Annotated in this window: 17 protein-coding genes; 15 read left to right on the top strand and 2 right to left on the bottom strand. The window is 43.5% G+C overall.

What is annotated here, in order from left to right; translation table 11 throughout:
* Nucleotides 1-90: 90 nt before the first annotated feature.
* From OCV61_RS10665 to OCV61_RS10610, 12 genes are all read left to right on the top strand, one after another.
* Entirely contained in the window at nucleotides 91-1,038 is a 948-nt protein-coding gene (locus OCV61_RS10665; RefSeq protein WP_158421793.1) for an L-lactate dehydrogenase, read from the top strand.
* A 214-nt stretch (nucleotides 1,039-1,252) separates the two neighbouring features.
* Nucleotides 1,253-2,047 carry a CoB--CoM heterodisulfide reductase iron-sulfur subunit B family protein gene (locus tag OCV61_RS10660; protein ID WP_158421792.1) on the top strand — a complete coding sequence of 265 codons (795 nt, stop codon included), beginning with the start codon at nucleotides 1,253-1,255 and terminating at the stop codon, nucleotides 2,045-2,047.
* Entirely contained in the window at nucleotides 2,047-2,451 is a 405-nt protein-coding gene (locus tag OCV61_RS10655; protein ID WP_158421791.1) for a 4Fe-4S dicluster domain-containing protein, read from the top strand. The genes OCV61_RS10660 and OCV61_RS10655 overlap by 1 nt, the downstream gene beginning before the upstream one ends.
* A gap of 7 nt (nucleotides 2,452-2,458) precedes the next feature.
* Complete coding sequence (locus tag OCV61_RS10650; RefSeq protein ID WP_158421790.1) at nucleotides 2,459-4,447, top strand: CoB--CoM heterodisulfide reductase iron-sulfur subunit A family protein; 1,989 nt, start codon at nucleotides 2,459-2,461, stop codon at nucleotides 4,445-4,447.
* A complete protein-coding gene (locus OCV61_RS10645; protein WP_158421789.1) occupies nucleotides 4,438-4,881 on the top strand; it encodes a hydrogenase iron-sulfur subunit in 444 nt (147 codons plus the stop codon). Before OCV61_RS10650 ends, OCV61_RS10645 begins: the two co-directional genes overlap by 10 nt.
* The gene (locus tag OCV61_RS10640) at nucleotides 4,869-5,843 is read left to right on the top strand and encodes a 4Fe-4S dicluster domain-containing protein (protein WP_158421788.1); all 975 of its coding nucleotides are present in this window, start codon (nucleotides 4,869-4,871) and stop codon (nucleotides 5,841-5,843) included. Before OCV61_RS10645 ends, OCV61_RS10640 begins: the two co-directional genes overlap by 13 nt.
* A 3-nt stretch (nucleotides 5,844-5,846) precedes the next feature.
* On the top strand, nucleotides 5,847-6,890 hold the full coding sequence (locus OCV61_RS10635; protein WP_158421787.1) for a 4Fe-4S dicluster domain-containing protein: 1,044 nt from the start codon (nucleotides 5,847-5,849) through the stop codon (nucleotides 6,888-6,890).
* The gene (locus tag OCV61_RS10630) at nucleotides 6,887-7,741 is read left to right on the top strand and encodes an FAD/NAD(P)-binding protein (protein WP_158421786.1); all 855 of its coding nucleotides are present in this window, start codon (nucleotides 6,887-6,889) and stop codon (nucleotides 7,739-7,741) included. The genes OCV61_RS10635 and OCV61_RS10630 overlap by 4 nt, the downstream gene beginning before the upstream one ends.
* A gap of 42 nt (nucleotides 7,742-7,783) precedes the next feature.
* The gene (locus OCV61_RS10625; RefSeq protein WP_158421785.1) at nucleotides 7,784-8,458 is read left to right on the top strand and encodes a 2Fe-2S iron-sulfur cluster-binding protein; all 675 of its coding nucleotides are present in this window, start codon (nucleotides 7,784-7,786) and stop codon (nucleotides 8,456-8,458) included.
* Nucleotides 8,459-8,470: 12 nt separating this feature from the next.
* Nucleotides 8,471-10,093: an FAD-dependent oxidoreductase gene (locus OCV61_RS10620; RefSeq protein ID WP_158421784.1), complete on the top strand. Its 1,623-nt coding sequence runs from the start codon at nucleotides 8,471-8,473 to the stop codon at nucleotides 10,091-10,093.
* Between the two features lie 74 nt (nucleotides 10,094-10,167).
* Nucleotides 10,168-11,010: a fumarate hydratase gene (locus OCV61_RS10615; RefSeq protein ID WP_158421783.1), complete on the top strand. Its 843-nt coding sequence runs from the start codon at nucleotides 10,168-10,170 to the stop codon at nucleotides 11,008-11,010.
* A complete protein-coding gene (locus OCV61_RS10610; RefSeq protein WP_158421782.1) occupies nucleotides 11,011-11,571 on the top strand; it encodes a Fe-S-containing hydro-lyase in 561 nt (186 codons plus the stop codon). It abuts the gene before it with no gap.
* A gap of 79 nt (nucleotides 11,572-11,650) precedes the next feature.
* Here the strand turns inward: OCV61_RS10610 and OCV61_RS10605 are convergent, their stop codons facing one another.
* A complete protein-coding gene (locus OCV61_RS10605) occupies nucleotides 11,651-12,184 on the bottom strand; it encodes a TetR/AcrR family transcriptional regulator (protein WP_158421781.1) in 534 nt (177 codons plus the stop codon).
* 137 nt (nucleotides 12,185-12,321) lie between these two features.
* Here OCV61_RS10605 and glgB point away from each other — a divergent pair, with 137 nt between their 5' ends.
* Nucleotides 12,322-14,115 carry a 1,4-alpha-glucan branching protein GlgB gene (gene glgB / locus OCV61_RS10600; protein WP_158421780.1) on the top strand — a complete coding sequence of 598 codons (1,794 nt, stop codon included), beginning with the start codon at nucleotides 12,322-12,324 and terminating at the stop codon, nucleotides 14,113-14,115.
* Nucleotides 14,116-14,181: 66 nt separating this feature from the next.
* Here the strand turns inward: glgB and OCV61_RS10595 are convergent, their stop codons facing one another.
* The gene (locus OCV61_RS10595) at nucleotides 14,182-14,553 is read right to left on the bottom strand and encodes a metal-dependent transcriptional regulator (protein ID WP_158421779.1); all 372 of its coding nucleotides are present in this window, start codon (nucleotides 14,551-14,553) and stop codon (nucleotides 14,182-14,184) included.
* Nucleotides 14,554-14,867: 314 nt separating this feature from the next.
* Between OCV61_RS10595 and OCV61_RS10590 the strand changes: the two genes are divergently transcribed.
* Nucleotides 14,868-17,327 (top strand): methyltransferase domain-containing protein, encoded by a 2,460-nt coding sequence (locus tag OCV61_RS10590; protein WP_158421778.1) that lies wholly within the window; start codon nucleotides 14,868-14,870, stop codon nucleotides 17,325-17,327.
* 61 nt (nucleotides 17,328-17,388) lie between these two features.
* Nucleotides 17,389-18,294 (top strand): LysR family transcriptional regulator, encoded by a 906-nt coding sequence (locus tag OCV61_RS10585; protein ID WP_158421820.1) that lies wholly within the window; start codon nucleotides 17,389-17,391, stop codon nucleotides 18,292-18,294.
* Nucleotides 18,295-18,309 lie beyond the last annotated feature (15 nt).

Genomic DNA, 18,309 nt, shown 5'->3' with positions numbered 1-18,309 from the left:
TGGTAGAGCAGAAGATGAAAGTTGTGGTTCTGTTTTTTTATTCAGATAATTGTTAAAAAAAAGACGAGAGGAAGAAGGAAGGAACAGGTTATGAGTAGCAAAATTACTATTATTGGTGCAGGTAGCGTAGGTTCTACCATCGCTTATACTTTGGCAAGTGAGGCGATTGCGTCTGAAATCGTTATGATTGATATTAACAAGGAAAAGGTAGAAGGTGAAGTGATGGATATCCTTCAGGGTACCTGTTTTAGAAGTCCGATTTCCATGATCGCAGGAGAATATGAAGATGCTAGGGACTCTGACATTGTAATTATTACATCCGGGATTGCCAGAAAGCCGGGACAGACCAGGATCGAGCTTACACAGACGAATGTAAATATTATGAAAGACATTGCTCCAAAGATCGCAAAGGAAGCTCCAAATGCTATTTACATTATCGTAAGCAATCCGGTAGATATTATGACTTATGTATTTACCAAGATCTCCGGTATTCCGGAGAAACAGGTGATCGGTTCCGGTACACTGCTGGATACAGCACGTCTTCGTTGCGGTATTTCTGAGCATTTCAAGGTAGCACAGGCAAATATCCATGCATATGTATTCGGTGAGCATGGGGATACTTCCTTTATTCCGTGGACAGGCGCTTATATCTCAGGAGTAAGTGTGGATGAATATTATGAGAATATGAAAGCACTTGGAAAAGAGATCCAGCCAATTGATAAAGAGGCAATGTTGAATTATGTCCAGAAGTCCGGCGGTCAGATCATTGCAAAGAAAGGGGCTACTTTCTATGCTGTATCTGTAACCGTATGCAAGCTGGTCAATCTGGTACTTGCAGCATCTGATACTATTACCACTGTTTCTTCCATGATGCATGGAGAGTATGGTATTGAAGACGTATGCTTAAGCACACTTACCTTGGTAGGACCTAATGGTATCCAGGGAAAAGTACCAATGCGTATGAATAAGAATGAAATTGAACAGTTGAGAAAGAGTGCTGACGCCCTGAAAAATGTTATTGCACAGATCAATCTGTAAAATTACGTATATATTGGGAGCCGCTTGCGGCTCCCCTATTATGTCCAAAATAGTCTTGATTTGATTTTAAAATACAAAATAACGTGTTGATTCCTATTAATTTCTGAATATACCAGCAGCCGGAAAACAAGATAAAAAGGTTGCTGTATATATAAATAGATTTGCTGAAAAAACGATAGAAAATGCTAAGAAACAAAGAAAGGATAGCAGGATTATGAAGTACAGTTATTATCCGGGATGTACCCTGAAAAACAAAGCAAAAGACCTGGATACCTATGCCAGGGCTTCTGCCAAGGCGCTTGGATTTGAACTGGAAGAAATCGAAGACTGGCAGTGCTGCGGCGGTGTTTATCCGCTGGGAAGCGATGAAATTGCCACAAAGCTTTCTTCTGTCCGTGCATTGGAGCAGGCCAGGGAAAAAGGCCAGGATCTGGTAACAGTCTGTTCCGCCTGTCATCATGTGATCAAAAGAGTCAATGACGACATGCAAAATGTGGAGGATATCCGCACCAGAGCCAACAATTACCTGAAATTTGAAACACCCTATGCAGGAGAAACAACCGTTCTCCATTACCTGGAAGTATTAAGAGACAGGGTAGGCTTTGATAAGATCAAAGAAAAGGTTGTAAATCCGTTAAAGGGCAGAAAAATAGGTGCTTATTATGGGTGCCTTTTGTTAAGACCCGGGAAAATACTGGGATTTGATAATCCGGAAAATCCTTCCATTATAGAAGATTTTATCCGTGCTATCGGTGGTGAGCCGGTGATCTATCCTTTCCGTAATGAATGCTGCGGTGGATATATTTCCCTGAAAGAAAAGGACATGGCACAGAATATGTGCAAAAAGATCATGGACAGTGCAGAAGGTTTTGGGGCAGAGATGCTGATCACAGCCTGTCCGCTTTGCATGTATAACCTGAAAAAGAACGGAAACGGAAAACTTCCTGTATACTATTTCACAGAGCTTCTTGCGGAAGCACTGGGCGTGAAAGAGGAGGTGGCAGAGTAATGAGTGCTTATACATATGGAAATACTGCAAATGCTGCAGAACGGATCAAAGAGATCTCAGGAGTAAATCCTCTGAAATGTATGAAATGCGGTAAATGCTCTGCAACCTGTCCGGCATTTAATGAGATGGATATCAAACCACATCAGTTTGTATCTTATGTACAGAATGGGGATATCGAGGCACTTGCCCAGTCAAAATCCCTGTGGAAATGTCTTTCCTGCTTTGCATGTGTGGAGCGTTGCCCAAGAGATGTAAAACCAGGAAAACTGATCGATGCTGCAAGACAGATCGTGATCAGGGAGAAGGGACAGAATTATCTGAAAGCAGATGAGATCCCGGAGCTTCTTGATGATGAAACGCCTCAGCAGCTGTTAGTCAGTGCATTCAGAAGATACAGGAGGTGAGAGACTGGTGCAGAGAATAGGTGTATTTGTATGTCACTGTGGTACCAATATCGCAGCCACAGTAGATGTAAAAAAAGTAGTTGAAATGGCAAAAATGGAGCCAGGAGTAGTCCATGCAGAGGATTATCAGTATATGTGCTCTGAAGCAGGACAGTCCAAGATCATTAATGCAATTAAAGAGAAACATCTGACAGGAGTTGTAGTATGTTCCTGTTCCCCACGTATGCATGAGGCTACTTTCCGCAAAGCAGCGGAAAAGGCAGGTCTGAATCCATACATGGTAGAGATCGCAAATATCCGTGAGCACTGCTCCTGGATCCACAAAGATATGGAGGAAGCAACCAAGAAAGCTGTGATTCTTGCAAGAGCAGCCATTGCAAAGGTTAATCTGGATGCGCCTCTTCAGCCAGGAGAGAGTCAGGTTACAAAAAGAGCCCTGGTGATCGGCGGTGGTATTGCCGGTATCCAGTCTGCACTTGATATTGCAGATGCAGGATATGAAGTGGATATTGTGGAAAAGCTTCCAAGTATTGGTGGAAGAATGTCCCAGCTGGACAAGACATTCCCAACCCTGGACTGCTCCGCATGTATCCTTACCCCTAAGATGGTAGAAGCTGCAGCTCATGAGAAGATCAATATCTATACATACAGCGAAGTTGAGAAGGTAAGCGGCTTTGTAGGAGATTTTACAGTAGATATCCGTAAAAAAGCCAGAAGCGTAGACATGAGCAAATGTACAGGCTGTGGTGTATGTTCCCAGAAATGTCCATCCAAGAAGATTCCTAACGAATTTAACCGTGGACTGAACAACCGTAGTGCCATTTATATTCCTTTTGCACAGGCCATTCCAAATGTACCTGTGATCGATCGTGAGAACTGTATTAAGTTCAAAACCGGCAAATGCGGTGCCTGCGCCAAGAACTGTGCAGCAGGAGCCATTGATTATGAACAGCAGGACGAGATCGTAACAAAGAAATACGGAGCCATTGTTGTGGCAACCGGCTTTGATGTGATCAAGCTTGATCAATATGATGAATATGCTTACAGCCAGAGCAAGGATGTGATCACTTCCCTGGAGCTGGAGCGTTTGATGAATGCAGCAGGACCTACAAAGGGTCATCTGGAGCGCCTTTCCGATGGAAAAGCACCGAAGAATATTGTGTTTGTACAGTGTGTGGGAAGCCGCTGCTCTGATAACAGAGGAAAAAGCTACTGCTCCAAGATCTGCTGTATGTATACAGCAAAGCATGCAATGCTGATCAGAGATAAATACCCGGATACGAATGTGACCGTATTTTATATTGATGTACGTACTCCTGGAAAGAACTTTGATGAGTTCTACAGAAGAGCTGTAGAAGAGTATGGAGTAAATTATATTAAAGGCCAGGTTGGCAAGGTCATTCCTCAGCCGGACGGAACTTTAATGGTACAGGCATCAGACCTTCTGGACAATAAACAGATCCTGATGGAGGCAGATATGGTTGTGCTTGCAGCTGCCATTGAGCCAAATAAAGATGTACGTAAAATCGCAACCATGCTTACTGCAAGTATTGATACCAACAATTTCCTTACTGAAGCCCATGCAAAGCTTCGTCCTGTAGAATCACCAACCGCAGGTATCTTCCTGTCCGGAGTGTGCCAGGGACCAAAAGATATTCCGGAAACCGTTGCACAGGCTGGAGCAGCAGCAGTAAAAGCAATCGGATTACTGGCAAAAGACAAGCTGACTACAAACCCATGTACAGCAAAGGCAGATCCTCTTGCATGTAACGGATGTTCCCAGTGTATGAATGTATGCCCATATGGAGCTATTTCCTATGAGGATGTACAGGTGAATGACCATGGAGTACGTGAGACGAGGCGTGTGGCAGTTGTGAACAATGCACTTTGTCAGGGCTGTGGTGCATGTACAGTTACCTGTCCATCCGGAGCGATGGATCTTCAGGGATTCTCCAACAGACAGATCATAGCGGAGGTAGATGCAATATGTCGATAGAAGCAAAAGAAGAATTCAGGCCTAAAATCGTAGCGTTCTGCTGCAACTGGTGCAGTTATGCAGGTGCAGACCTGGCAGGAAGCAGCCGTCTGGTTTATCCGGCAGATGTAAAGATCATCCGTGTTCCATGTTCCTGCCGTGTGAATCCTATGTTTATCCTCCGTGCTTTTGAAAAAGGGGCAGACGGAGTGATCCTTTGTGGATGTCATCCGGGAGACTGCCATTATACAACCGGAAACTATTATGCAAGAAGAAGAATGACACTTTTGTTCTCCATGCTTGATTTTATTGGTGTGGAAAATGGACGTACCCGTGTGGAATGGGTATCTGCAGCAGAAGGTGTTAAGTTCTCCCAGACCATGAATGAGTTTGTGGAGAAGATCCATTCTCTTGGCAAGAATGTAAGATTGGAGGATATAAGATGCAGGAACTGATTAGCCGTGCAAAAGAGCTGCTGGCAGATAATACGGTAGCCCGTGTTCTTGGCTGGAGAGCCGGAGACCTGCCTTACAATCCTGAAGCAGCATATTTTGAAACACCGGAAAGCCTGGATGAATTCGTTTACGATGGCTTTTGCGGAGCAAATTTAAGCAAGATGATGATCGAAGCTTCCAAGCTGGAAGGAAAAACCCTTGTCTGTCTGAAGCCGTGTGACACATACAGCTTTAATCAGCTGATTAAAGAGCACAGGGTAGACCGTGAAAAAGCCTATATTATCGGTGTAGGCTGTAAAGGTAAGCTGGATGTGGAAAAGCTTCGCAAAATGGGAATCAAGGGAATCCAGAAAATCACCGGAGCAAAGCTTACTGATGATTGCGAGAACCTTGAAATTGAAACAATTTATGGCAGCAAAACTGTTTCCTATAAAGATGCAATGCTGGAAAGATGCCATGTATGTAAGGGCAAAGAGCATATGATCTATGATGAGATCATCGGTGAGTCCAAGGATACAAAAGATGCTGACCGCTTTGCAGAAGTGGAACGGATCGAAGCAATGTCTCCAAAGGAAAGATTTGAATTCTTCCAGAAAGAACTGAGTAAATGTATCCGCTGCAATGCCTGCCGCAATGCTTGTCCTGCATGCAGCTGCCGCAGATGCGTATTTGACAGTACCAAATTTGACAGTGCCCAGAAAGCAAATGTGGATGATTTTGAAGAAAAGATGTTCCACATCATCCGTGCATTCCATGTAGCAGGAAGATGCACAGACTGTGGAGAGTGCAGCCGTGTCTGCCCACAGGGAATTCCTCTTCATCTTTTCAACCGTAAATTCATCAAAGACATCGATCAGTTCTATGGAGAATATCAGGCAGGTGCAGATGCTGAATCAAAAGGTCCGCTTACCAGCTTTACATTTGAGGATGTGGAGCCTGGCATTGTGGCAGAAAGGGGATAATGTATGTATAAGATAAAAAAAGAAAATCTGAAGGCATTATTCCAGATGATTTCTGAAAAACAGGATCTGATCCTTCCTGTAAAAAAAGCAGAGCAAACAAATTTTGCACTGTGGACTGAAGATGCAGATGTGGATCTTACAACCCTGAAAACTGTAAAATCAGGAAAAGATGCTTTTTTCCCACAAAGCGAAACTTTATATACATGTGTACGTGATGGCAAGAAGCTGTCTGTAGAGCCGGAAGCATTAAGAGAGCATCCGTTTGTAGTATTTGGAATGAAAGCCTGTGATGTAAAAGGTGTGGAGGTTCTGGATAAAGTATTTCTGTCTGATCCGGTAGACACTTTTTATGCAGCAAGGCGTGAGCATGGGACTATTGTTGCCATGGCCTGCCATGAGCCGGAAGAGTCCTGTTTCTGCAAGGTTTTCGGTACAGATGCAGCAGATCCGGTGGCAGATGTAGCTGTCTGGATGATTGGTGAAGAGCTTTTCTGGAAAGCTGTTACAGAAAAAGGAAATGCTCTTACAGAAAGCGTGAAGGAGCTTCTTCAGGATGCTGATGCAGCAGATGAGGAGGCAGTTTCTAAGGAAAAAGAAGCAATCCGTACCATTATTGAAAAACTTCCCTATACACACCTTTCCCTGGAGGGTTGGGATGGAAATGCTACAGAAGAAAAATTCAATTCTCCTGTATGGAATGAACTGTATAAACCATGTCTGGCATGTGGTACCTGCACCTTTGTATGTCCTACCTGCCAGTGCTATGACATTAAAGACTATGATACAGGCCATGGCGTAAAGCGTTATCGCTGCTGGGATTCCTGCATGTATTCTGATTTTACGCTGATGGCAGGTGGTAATAACCGTACAACACAGCTGCAGAGATTCCGCCAGAGATTTATGCATAAGCTGGTTTATTTCCCGGCAAACAACGATGGCATGTATTCCTGTGTAGGATGTGGACGTTGTGTGGAGAAATGTCCGGAAGCATTAAATATTGTAAAGGTGATCAAAGCCTTTGAAAAGCAGGGAGGAGAAAAAGCATGAGTGAATGTACCTGCCATAAAAACTACAAACTGGATACTCTGATTCCAAAGGTAGGAGTTATCACCAGTATTAACGAGGAAACTCCGGATGTGAAAACCTTTTGTGTGAATGCACCGGATGGAGGAAAGCTTTTTGAACATATGCCCGGACAGTGTGCAATGCTTTGTGCACCTGGAGTCAGCGAAGGAATGTTTTCCATCACATCTTCCCCTACCAATAAAGAATATCAGGAATTCAGTATTAAAAGATGCGGAGAACTGACATCTTATCTGCACAGTCTGCAGGTTGGAGATGAGATCACAGTGCGTGGGCCTTATGGAAATCATTTCCCGGTAGAGGATAAGCTGAAAGGAAAGAATCTTCTGTTTATCGCCGGAGGTATTGGTCTGGCGCCTCTTCGTTCTGTGATCAATTATGTGCTGGACAATCGTGAGGATTATGGAACTGTGGATATTCTGTACGGTTCCCGATCCGCAGATGACCTGGTTAAGCTGAAAGAGATCCAGAATGTATGGATGAAAGCAAAAGATGTAAATGTATATCTTACCATTGACCGTGAGCAGGAGGGCTGGGACGGACATGTAGGCTTTGTTCCTAGCTATCTGAAAGAAATCGGATTTGATACAAATAAAGTTGCATTGGTGTGCGGACCGCCGATCATGATCAAGTTTGTTCTTCAGGGATTGGAAGAACTAGGCTTTTCAAGATCACAGGTTTATACCACACTGGAACTTCGTATGAAATGCGGAATCGGTAAGTGCGGACGCTGCAATATTGGTTCCAAATATGTGTGCAAGGACGGACCGGTGTTCCGGCTGGATGAGATCGATCAGTTACCTGATGAGTACTAAAGAAGCACTGCGATTACCTACTATAAGAAAGGATCAAACAACATGGAAAATATGGTAAATGTATATTTCTTTGGAAAAAAATACACAGTACCTGCTGATCTTACGATCATGACCGCTATGGAATATGCAGGTTATACCTTAAAAAGAGGCTGCGGCTGCCGTCATGGCTTCTGCGGCGCCTGTGCAACCATGTACAGGATCAAAGGAAAAAATGAACTGAAGACCTGCCTGGCCTGTCAGACACAGGTACAGGAAGGTATGTATGTGGCAAGCATCCCATTCTTCCCAACAGACAAGAGAACCTATGAGATTGATGAGATCCGTCCGGAACAGCGTATTATGATGGAACTTTATCCGGAAATCTACAGCTGTATCGGATGTAATGCCTGCACAAAAGCCTGCACACAGAACCTGAATGTTATGCAGTATATCGCTTATGCACAGCGCGGAGAATTTGAGAAATGTGCAGAAGAGTCCTTTGACTGTATCGCATGCGGCTGCTGTACTGTGCGTTGTCCTGCAGAGATTTCCCATCCAATGGTTGGTCTTCTGGCAAGACGTCTTACCGGAAAATATATTGCACCAAAGAGTGAGCATCTGGCGAAACGTGTAGAAGAGATCCATGAAGGGGCATATGATGAACTGATCGAACAGATCATGCAGAAGCCTATTACAGAAATGGAAGAACTTTACAACCACAGAGAGATTGAGAAATAAGGAGGAAGAGCCATGTTTACACCAGAAATGATGGAATCCGTGAAAAAAGTGGAGGCAACAAGACCTTCACGAATTGGCATGGAACCTAGAAGAATGACAGCTGAAGAGAAGGACACTCTTTTGAAGGCTTTTCATCCGGATTACAGGGAAGAGGCGTTTGCTGAGATTAAGATCGGACCGAATAAAGGCCAGAAAGCTCCAAAAGAGCTGACACATCTTCTCCATTCCAACAGTCGTCTGCTGACAGATAAAGTAGATCTTGATAAAGTAGATTATGACGTAGATGTGCTTGTGATCGGCGGCGGCGGTGCAGGATCTTCAGCAGCAATTGAAGCTCACGAAGCCGGAGCAAAGGTTATGATCGTTACAAAGCTGCGTATCGGTGATGCTAATACCATGATGGCAGAGGGCGGTATCCAGGCAGCTGACAAAGCAAATGATTCACCGGTACAGCATTATCTGGATGCTTTCGGCGGCGGACATTTTGCTGCAAGACCGGAACTTTTGAAAAAACTGGTTATGGAAGCACCGGATGCCATTCAGTGGCTGAATGATCTTGGTGTTATGTTTGATAAAGATGCAGAAGGAAATATGATGACCACCCACGGCGGCGGAACCTCCAGAAAGAGAATGCATGCATGCAAGGATTATTCAGGAGCAGAGATCATGCGTACCCTTCGCGATGAAGTGATCAACCGTCAGATCCCGGTTGTGGAATTTACTTCAGCAGTAGAGCTGATCAAAGATGACAAGGGACAGGTTGCAGGTGCAGTTCTTCTGAATATGGAGACAGGAGATTATATGGTAGCCCGTGCAAAGACTGTGATCATTGCTACAGGTGGTGCAGGACGTATGCATTATCAGGGCTTCCCAACATCCAACCATTATGGAGCAACTGCGGACGGACTTGTACTTGGATACCGTGCCGGAGCACCGCTTTTGTATCAGGATACCATTCAGTATCATCCTACAGGTGTTGCTTATCCGTCACAGATCTTTGGTGCACTTGTTACTGAGAAGGTACGTTCTATTGGTGCTATGCTTGTAAACGCAGACGGTGAAGCATTTATGCATCCGCTGGAAACCCGTGACGTAGCTGCTGCATCCATTATCCGTGAGTGTACAGAAAGAGGAAAGGGAGTAAAAACCCCAATCGGAACCGGTGTATGGCTGGATACTCCGATGATCGAGGAAATGAGCGGTGCAGGTACCATTGAAAAGAGAATCCCTGCAATGCTTCGTATGTACATGAACTACGGAATTGATATGAGAAAGCTTCCGATCCTTGTATATCCTACTCTTCATTATCAGAACGGCGGTCTGGAGATCGGCGGAGACGGATTTACAAAGGTGATCCCAAACCTGCTTGTTGCAGGAGAGGCAGTTGGAGGAATCCACGGACGTAACCGTCTGATGGGTAATTCTCTTCTGGATGTGATCGTATTTGGCCGTGACGCAGGAAAGGCTGCAGCTGCAAGGGTAAAAGAGATCACTCTTGGAAAGATGAATCTTGATCATGTGCAGGCTTATGCCCAGGAACTGGAAAAAGCAGGACTTCATTCTGAGGACGTTTCTCCGCTGCTTCTTCCAAAGTATGCAAGACATGAAGGAACTGTTGACAGTTTTGATAAATAGTAACTATTCAGCAGGCAGTATCTTTGGTGAGTACTGAACAGTTATGATAAATAAAAATCAGGAGAGTGAGTAGTATGCGTGAGATTTTAGCAAGCCAGATCACAGACGTAGTGGAAAAACTTTGCATACAGGCAAATGAGCATCTTCCGGAAGATGTAAAGTGTGCCATCAAAAATTGCCGTGCATGTGAAGACGGAGAGATTGCAAAAGGTGTTTTGGATGATATCATCCAGAACTATGAGATTGCTGACAGTGAATGTGTGCCGATCTGCCAGGATACAGGAATGGCATGTGTGTTCCTGGAAATAGGTCAGGATGTACATATCACAGGCGGAGATCTTCGTGAGGCAGTAGATGAAGGTGTGCGCAGAGGCTATACTAATGGATATCTGAGAAAATCTGTTGTAAAGGATCCTGTCCGCAGAGGAAACACAGGAGACAATACACCGGCTATGCTTTACACAGAGATCGTACCTGGTGAAAACATTAAGATCACGGTAGGCCCGAAAGGCTTTGGAAGTGAGAATATGAGCATGATCCGTATGTTCAAGCCTTCAGCCGGACTTCAGGGAATCAAGGATTTCATCCTGGAAGCAGTTGAGACTGCAGGTCCTAACCCATGTCCGCCAATGGTGGTTGGTGTAGGTATCGGAGGTACCTTTGATAAATGTGCTCTTCTTGCAAAAAAAGCACTGATGCGCCCTATCGATACTGAAAACCCGGATCCATTCTATGCTGATCTTGAAAAAGAAATGCTGGAAAAGGTGAATAAACTGGGAATCGGACCACAGGGCTTTGGTGGAAAAACCACAGCGATCGGTCTGAACATTGAGACAATGCCAACTCATATTGCCGGAATGCCTTGTGCAGTAAATATCAACTGCCATGTGACCCGTCATAAAACGGAGGTGATCTAAATGGAGAGAAGACATATTACACTGCCTCTTACTGAGGAACTGGCCAAAACACTTCATGCCGGAGATCAGGTACTGCTTACAGGAACTATTTATACATCCAGGGATGCAGGACACAAAAGAATGTGCGAAGCACTGGCAAAGGGAGAAAAGCTTCCCTTTGATCCGACGGATGCCACCATTTATTATGTGGGACCTACTCCTGCAAAACCAGGAAAAGTGATCGGCTCTGCAGGCCCTACCACCAGCGGACGTATGGATGCTTATGCACCCACTATGATGTCTGTTGGAGCAAGAGGAATGATCGGAAAAGGTGCCCGTCTTCCGGAGGTTGTGGATGCAATGAAGAAATACTCCGGTGTTTATTTTGGAGCCATCGGCGGTGCAGGTGCACTTCTTGCCAGATGTATCAAGAAGGCAGAACTGATCGCGTATGAGGATCTGGGCGCAGAGGCTCTCAGAAAGCTTTACGTAGAGGATATGCCGCTGGTAGTTATTATTGACAGCGAAGGCAATAACCTTTATGAAGAAGGCCGTGCCAAATATCTGAAGGAGCACGAATAATCTGTGATGCAGGAAAGTGTCTGCAATTAGAAAAGAAGGGACTGTCTGGGAATAGGCAGCCCTTTCTTTTTAACTTTATTTATGTAAATGCAGGTAAAAGTCTGGCAGTGAATTGGGAAATCGAATTGATCACAGAGGCGTCTCCGTACTTGCGGTTTTCATAAAAAGCGTAATAACTCCCATAAAGAAGGTAGGACAACATAATGTTCAGCTGGGGATCCTTGCGATAATCAGGATAGACAGAGAAAACAAGGGCTTTCAGGGCAGATTCCATTTTCTGAACAAGGAACTTGCTGCGGCTTCCGGAAAAAAGGGTACGGATCAGGGTATCTTTAGCCATATATCCCATAAAGATTTCTTTTGTAAAATCAGCAGGATTTTGGAGCAGATTTTCAGGATGGTTGAAATTCTCCATAATCGAATCCACCAGTTCTGTTTCCAGTTGATCAGAAAGATCATAGATATCCTTATAATGGGCGTAAAAAGTGGATTTATTGATCCGGGCTTTTTCACATAATTCTTTCACTGTGATCCGTTCTACTTCCTTGCGTGACCGGATTTCAATAAAAGCATTGATAATGCTTTGTTTTGTTTTTTCAATACGTATATCCATAAAGCAGCCTCCCGACGATTTTTTAAATTGGTTGGATAACCTACATTTCTTTCGGATTGTTGGTGGATAAAAAATCATTTTTATTATACACTAAAATCGAAAAAAAACAACTGGTGTCGGTTTTAATGGAGGAATATATGGATTTTTATAATTTTTATATCGGGAAAGAATTTCAGGCATATGAATTTCTTGGAGCACATGTGTGGGAAAAGGGTGTCACTTTCCGTACATTTGCCCCGGCTGCCAATCGTGTAAGTGTGATCGGTGAGTTTAATGGATGGACAGAAACACCTATGAACCGTATTTATGATGGCAATTTCTGGGAATGCGATATTCCGGGAGTGACATCAGGGCAGATGTACAAATACCGGATTTACAAAAATGATGGTTCTTTTATAGATCACGCAGATCCTTATGCATTTTATTCTGAATTACGCCCAGGAACAGCTTCTGTTACCTGGACATCTAAAGACTACAGATTTCATGATAAAGAGTGGCAGAAAAACGGCAAGGACAGAAAGAATAAACCAGTTAATATTTATGAAATGCATTTTGGATCCTGGAAATGCCCGGAAGAAGGCTCTGGTGAAAGATGGTACACCTATCGGGAGATGGCAGGTCTTATTATTCCTTATCTGAAGAAAAACGGATATAATTATATAGAGGTAATGCCTCTTTGTGAATACCCCTGTGATGAATCCTGGGGATATCAGGGAACCGGGTATTTCAGTCCTACTTCACGTTACGGAAAGCCGGAAGATCTGAAGTATTTTATTGACCAGTGCCACAAAAATGAGATTGGTGTGATCCTGGATTTTGTGCCGGTTCATTTTGCTGTTAATGATTATGCACTGGCTAATTATGATGGAACTGCTTTATATGAATATCCTAATATTGCAGTAGGACGCAATGAATGGGGGAGCTGTAATTTTATGCATTCCAGAGGAGAGGTTTGCAGCTTTTTACAGTCCTGTGCTCTTTATTGGCTGCAGGAATTTCATTTTGACGGACTGCGTATGGATGCTGTTGGCAATCTGATCTACTGGCAGGGAGATAGTAATCGCGGGGAGAATTTATCAGCTCTGAAGTTTTTGAAGACCATGAATCAGGGGCTGAAGGAACGGTTACCGGATGTTATGCTGTTTGCAGAGGATTCCACACCTTACCAAGGAGTAACGAAGGCTGTTTCTGAAGGCGGACTTGGCTTTGATTACAAATGGGATCTGGGATGGATGAATGATACACTTTCTTATTTTCAGTCTTCTCCGGAGCAGCGTAAGGAGCAGTATCATAAGCTGACATTTTCCATGATGTATTTCTATAATGAAAAGTATCTTCTTCCGCTGTCTCATGATGAAGTGGTCCATGGGAAAGCAACCATCGCACAGAAGATGAATGGAGGATATGACGGGAAATTCCCACAGGCAAGGGCCTTTTATATGTATATGTATGCACATCCCGGTCTGAAATTGAATTTTATGGGAAATGAACTAGCTCAGCTAAAAGAATGGAGCGAGGTAGGAGATCTGGACTGGATGCTATTGGACTTTCCTATCCATGAGAAGTTCCACAGATTTATGAAGGAACTGAATCATTGCTATTTGGAACATCCGGCACTGTACAGGCATGACTTTGAAAATAAAGGGTTCCAATGGATCGACTGTCATCAAGAAGAGAAATGCGTATATGTTTTTGAGCGCAGAAGCGAAGAAGAAACAATCCTGGCATTGTTTAATTTCTCTGATCAGACCCAGGAATATCAGATTCGGCTTGAAGAGGAATATGATCTTCTGATGGCAAGTGATATGGAAGTTTATGGCGGCAACAGGAAATATACTAAGAAAGACAAGATTCTCCCAGCAGGGGAAAATGCATTAAAATTATCACCGTTTTCTGCTGTTTTCTACGAGAAAAAAGCAAATCAGGAATAACAGAATAAAAATAGGGTGTCCATCCTGTATAACCACAGGCAATGGGCACCCTTTTGTTTGAGAAAATTATTGCATTTCCGGAGCAAGATGCTTCTTGATCGCTTCAAAACTTTCCTGACTGATCACATGCTCGATCCGGCATGCGTCTGAAGTAGCTGTATCAGGATCTACTCCAAGGCGGATCAGCCATGCAGAAAGAAACTGATGACGCTCATAAATCATATCAGCAATCTGTTGACCGGATGGAGTAAGGTAGATATACCCTTCCGGAGTCACCGTAATGTGATTCTTCTCACGGAGGTTCTTCATGGCAACGCTGACGCTGGACTTCTTAAAGCCCAGTTCTTCTGCGATGTCTACAGAACGCACAACAGGTTTTTTCTTACTGAGAATCAGTATGGTTTCCAGATAATTCTCTGCAGATTCATTGGATTTCATAATGTTTCACCTCAATCTCATATAGCTTTGATACCCCTGGTACAGCGAATGTTAAGGAATCGTGAAGATGGGGTATTTTCTGATGCAGACAGTTGGAACTGCACTTATTTCGTATTTTATTCAGTATACCATACTTCGTGAAGTTCAGCAAATTGTTTTTATGGGTCAGCGGAGCAATAATTTATCCCCCCTGGGGGCTTGCAGAATCCACACCACTTTGCTAACATTTTAACAGATTTTGTGGAAAAGATTGAAATAAGAAATTAAAAATTGATAGAAGAAACAGTTGGAAGAGACTTGCGGAGGAAATACAGTTGACAGAACTGATGAAAGAAATTAAGGATTACTGGAATACACGGACAGAAGGATATTCAGAGGTAAATGAAAAAGAGCTTCTTGGCACACAAAAAGAAGCCTGGCTTATGCTTCTGAAAAATAAATTTCCACAGAAAGCCAGGGAAAGCCTGCGGATCCTGGATATTGGCACAGGCCCAGGTTTTTTTCCTGTGATCCTGGCAGGCGAAGGTTATTATGTGGATGCTGTGGATTACACAGAAGGAATGTTGGAAAAGGCTAAAGAGAATGTGGAAAAGTATCTTGGAAATAAGAAGGATCATGTGTCATTTTATCGGATGGATGCCCAGGATCTGGACTTTCAGGATAATACTTTTGATGTGGTGATCACCAGGAATCTGACCTGGAATCTGCCGGATCCGGTAAAGGCTTATCGGGAGTGGATCCGTGTGCTTTGTCCCGGTGGACAGCTTTTGAATTTTGACGCCAATTGGTACGGATATCTGTATGATGAGGAGAAACGGCTGGCCTATGATAAGGACAGGGAAAATGTAGAAAAGGAAAACCTGGATGACCATTATCTCTGTACAGATATTGATCGCATGGAAGAGATTGCCAGACAGGTTCCATTGTCCGGGAAGCAGCGTCCGTCATGGGATGAAAAGGTGCTGACAGAGCTTCATGCTTCTGTTACAGTTGACACCGATGTATGGAACAGGGTGTGGAGTACAGAAGAAAAACTGAATTATGGATCAACGCCTATGTTCATGATACAGGCTGTAAAACAAGAACTATGGGAAGGTTATACATTAGGTGATCTGACAGTGCAGCCAGGGCATCGGGCACATGGCTTTTTAACCCTTGGCAATGGAGAATTTTCTCTGCCGATAACGGTGATCCGTGGGAAAAATCCGGGAAAGACTGTATTGATCACAGCTGGGATCCATCCAGGAGAATATGTGGGAATCCAGTCTGCTGTAGAACTGGCAGAGGATCTGAATGCAGAGAAAATGTCCGGTACAGTGATCCTTGTAAAAGTGGTTTGCCGAGAGGCTTTTGAGGCCAGAAAAGGCAGTGCAGATATGGCAGAGAGTGGAAATCTGAACCGCCTTTTTCCTGGAAAAAGAGAAGGAAAAAAACTGGAGAGGCTGGCTTTTGCAGTGGTTAAGGAACTGCAGGAAAAGGCAGATTACTATATTGATCTGCATAGCGGAGACGATTATGAGGAACTGGCTTCTTATGTATATTATGCAGGACGTGCAGATGCAAGAACTGTGGAAATTTCCAGACATATGGCTCAGCAGGTGGATGTGCCTTACATGGTACAGTCAGATGTAGTTTCCGGTAGCGCTTACAATTATGCTGCCTCCCAGGGGATTCCAAGTGTGCTTCTGGAAAGAGGGGGCATGGGATGCTGGGATGCAGAAGAGGTGCGTTCCATGAAGCGGGATGTACGCACCATTTTGCGGTATCTTGGAATTTATGATGGACATAAAAGTTATCGCAAGTATTATCCTTTGGAAGTGAAAAATGTTCAGTACCAGGATGCCTCATACAATGTTTTATGGTATCCGGAAAAAAAAGCAGGAGACCTGTTTGAATCCGGTGATGTACTTGGATATGTACGGGATTATGAAGGAAAAGAACTGGAATGCTGTGTGGCCTACAGTGATGGAGTGATCCTGTATCAGACACGTTCCCTGCAGGTGCTGCAGGATGGCCCCATGATCACTTACGGACAGATTAGTTACGAAAATGATGATAGGAAGGAAAGGATCACCAATTACTGGACAAAACGCAGTGACAGCTTCCTGAAGCAGCGCAGAGATGAACTTCACAGTCCCCTTGCATCAAGATGGATGAATGAAATCCATAAATGCATGCAGGAAAAGGGCAGCAAATTGAAAATCCTGGATGTAGGCTGTGGGGCAGGTTTTTTCTCCGTACTTCTTGCAAAGGAAGGACACATGGTAACCGGTATTGACCTGACTCCAAACATGATCGAAGGTGCCAGAAGTCTTGCAAAAGAAGAAGGAGTGAACTGTACGTTCCAGGTAATGGATGCAGAGACACTGAACTTTGAGGATAACTGTTTTGACATGGTGATTTCAAGAAATCTGACCTGGACGCTTCCCAATGCGTCAAAGGCATATGGAGAGTGGATGCGGGTTTTGAAAAAAGGCGGTTTTATGTTAAACTTTGATGCAAATTACGGATTGGAAGACAGTACAGATACTTCTTCGCTTCCTAAGATGCACGCACACAATATGCTGGGAAGCGATATGATGCGGGAATGTGATGAGATTAAGCATCAGCTTCCCATCAGTTCATGCAGCCGACCGGCCTGGGATCTGCAGACACTGGAAACTTTAGGCGTAAAAAGAATCTACGTGGATTTGGGCATCAGCAGCAGGATTTATTGTGAAAAGGATGAATTTTATAATCCTACACCAATGTTTTTATTGTGGACTGAAAAGTAACCAGCAGGGATAAGGGAGAAAGATATCCAATCCTGTTCTCACAAAATATATGGAGAAATTTATGGATTTAAAGCAGTTACAATATTTTAAAGTATGTGCACAGACGGGATCGTTTAGTGATGCGGCCAAAATTTTGTATTCTACACAGCCAAGTGTAAGTAAAGTGATCAAAGGCCTGGAGGATGCCCTTGGAATCCAGCTGTTTGAACGGATACCCAGAGGTATTCGATTAACACCAGTGGGGAAAAAGGTATATCAATATGCCTGCAAGATCACAAATGAAATGGATGCCCTGGAAAAGATGGCTTCCCATGGGATGACAAAATGGATCAGAATCTCCATGAATCCCAGTTCCTGGTTCGCAAATCAGTTCGTGGATTTTTATAATAAAACCAGTGAACGGGGATACCATTTCCAGATTACCGCAGCAGGAGTAAGAGGCGTTATGGAACGTGTCCGGGATTATATGGATGATATAGGCTTTGTCTATATATTAAGTCATCAAATGGGTGATTTTTTGCATGAACTTGGTAAAAATAAAATGGAGTTTGTCATAATGCAGGAAACAGATACCATTTTATATCCAGGGCAAAATACAGATCTTTATCGTTTAAAGAGAGACAGGATCTTACCAGATGATTTGGAAAAGATGCGGTTCATACAAAATTATCAGGATGAATTTTTTGATATAGGAGCAGTTGAAGACAGCCGCTTTAAATGGAAGAATATGGATATTTCTGTTTTAACCAACAGCGATTATATTATGGAAAAGATGCTGAAGAACAGTAATGTTTCCAATATAAGCGGAAGTTATCTTTCTGAAAATAAAACCGGAACTATGTTAGGAATACCACTGGATCCGGGAAAAAGCAGGGTATGTTTTGGGTATGTGATCCATAAAGATGAGGAGCCGGAAGAATGCATACAGGAATTTCTGGATTTTCTTACCAGTCGATTATCTGAATGATCTATTCAAAAATAA

It is taken from the genome of Blautia ammoniilytica (genome assembly GCF_025566965.1).
Classification (GTDB): Bacteria; Bacillota; Clostridia; order Lachnospirales; family Lachnospiraceae; genus Blautia_A; species Blautia_A ammoniilytica.
The sequence above is the reverse complement of the archived record's forward strand: the minus strand, read 5'-3'. Positions and strand labels throughout refer to the sequence as shown.

Excerpts from the sequence above, each read along its gene's own strand:
- OCV61_RS10595 (WP_158421779.1), bottom strand. The coding sequence starts at position 14,553 with ATGAAATCCAATGAATCTGCAGAGAATTATCTGGAAACCATACTGATT.
- OCV61_RS10640 (WP_158421788.1), top strand. The coding sequence starts at position 4,869 with ATGCAGGAACTGATTAGCCGTGCAAAAGAGCTGCTGGCAGATAATACG.
- OCV61_RS10655 (WP_158421791.1), top strand. The coding sequence starts at position 2,047 with ATGAGTGCTTATACATATGGAAATACTGCAAATGCTGCAGAACGGATC.
- OCV61_RS10610 (WP_158421782.1), top strand. The coding sequence starts at position 11,011 with ATGGAGAGAAGACATATTACACTGCCTCTTACTGAGGAACTGGCCAAA.
- OCV61_RS10635 (WP_158421787.1), top strand. The coding sequence starts at position 5,847 with ATGTATAAGATAAAAAAAGAAAATCTGAAGGCATTATTCCAGATGATT.
- OCV61_RS10625 (WP_158421785.1), top strand. The coding sequence starts at position 7,784 with ATGGAAAATATGGTAAATGTATATTTCTTTGGAAAAAAATACACAGTA.
- OCV61_RS10605 (WP_158421781.1), bottom strand. The coding sequence starts at position 12,184 with ATGGATATACGTATTGAAAAAACAAAACAAAGCATTATCAATGCTTTT.
- OCV61_RS10620 (WP_158421784.1), top strand. The coding sequence starts at position 8,471 with ATGTTTACACCAGAAATGATGGAATCCGTGAAAAAAGTGGAGGCAACA.
- OCV61_RS10585 (WP_158421820.1), top strand. The coding sequence starts at position 17,389 with ATGGATTTAAAGCAGTTACAATATTTTAAAGTATGTGCACAGACGGGA.
- glgB (WP_158421780.1), top strand. The coding sequence starts at position 12,322 with ATGGATTTTTATAATTTTTATATCGGGAAAGAATTTCAGGCATATGAA.
- OCV61_RS10615 (WP_158421783.1), top strand. The coding sequence starts at position 10,168 with ATGCGTGAGATTTTAGCAAGCCAGATCACAGACGTAGTGGAAAAACTT.
- OCV61_RS10645 (WP_158421789.1), top strand. The coding sequence starts at position 4,438 with ATGTCGATAGAAGCAAAAGAAGAATTCAGGCCTAAAATCGTAGCGTTC.
- OCV61_RS10665 (WP_158421793.1), top strand. The coding sequence starts at position 91 with ATGAGTAGCAAAATTACTATTATTGGTGCAGGTAGCGTAGGTTCTACC.
- OCV61_RS10660 (WP_158421792.1), top strand. The coding sequence starts at position 1,253 with ATGAAGTACAGTTATTATCCGGGATGTACCCTGAAAAACAAAGCAAAA.
- OCV61_RS10630 (WP_158421786.1), top strand. The coding sequence starts at position 6,887 with ATGAGTGAATGTACCTGCCATAAAAACTACAAACTGGATACTCTGATT.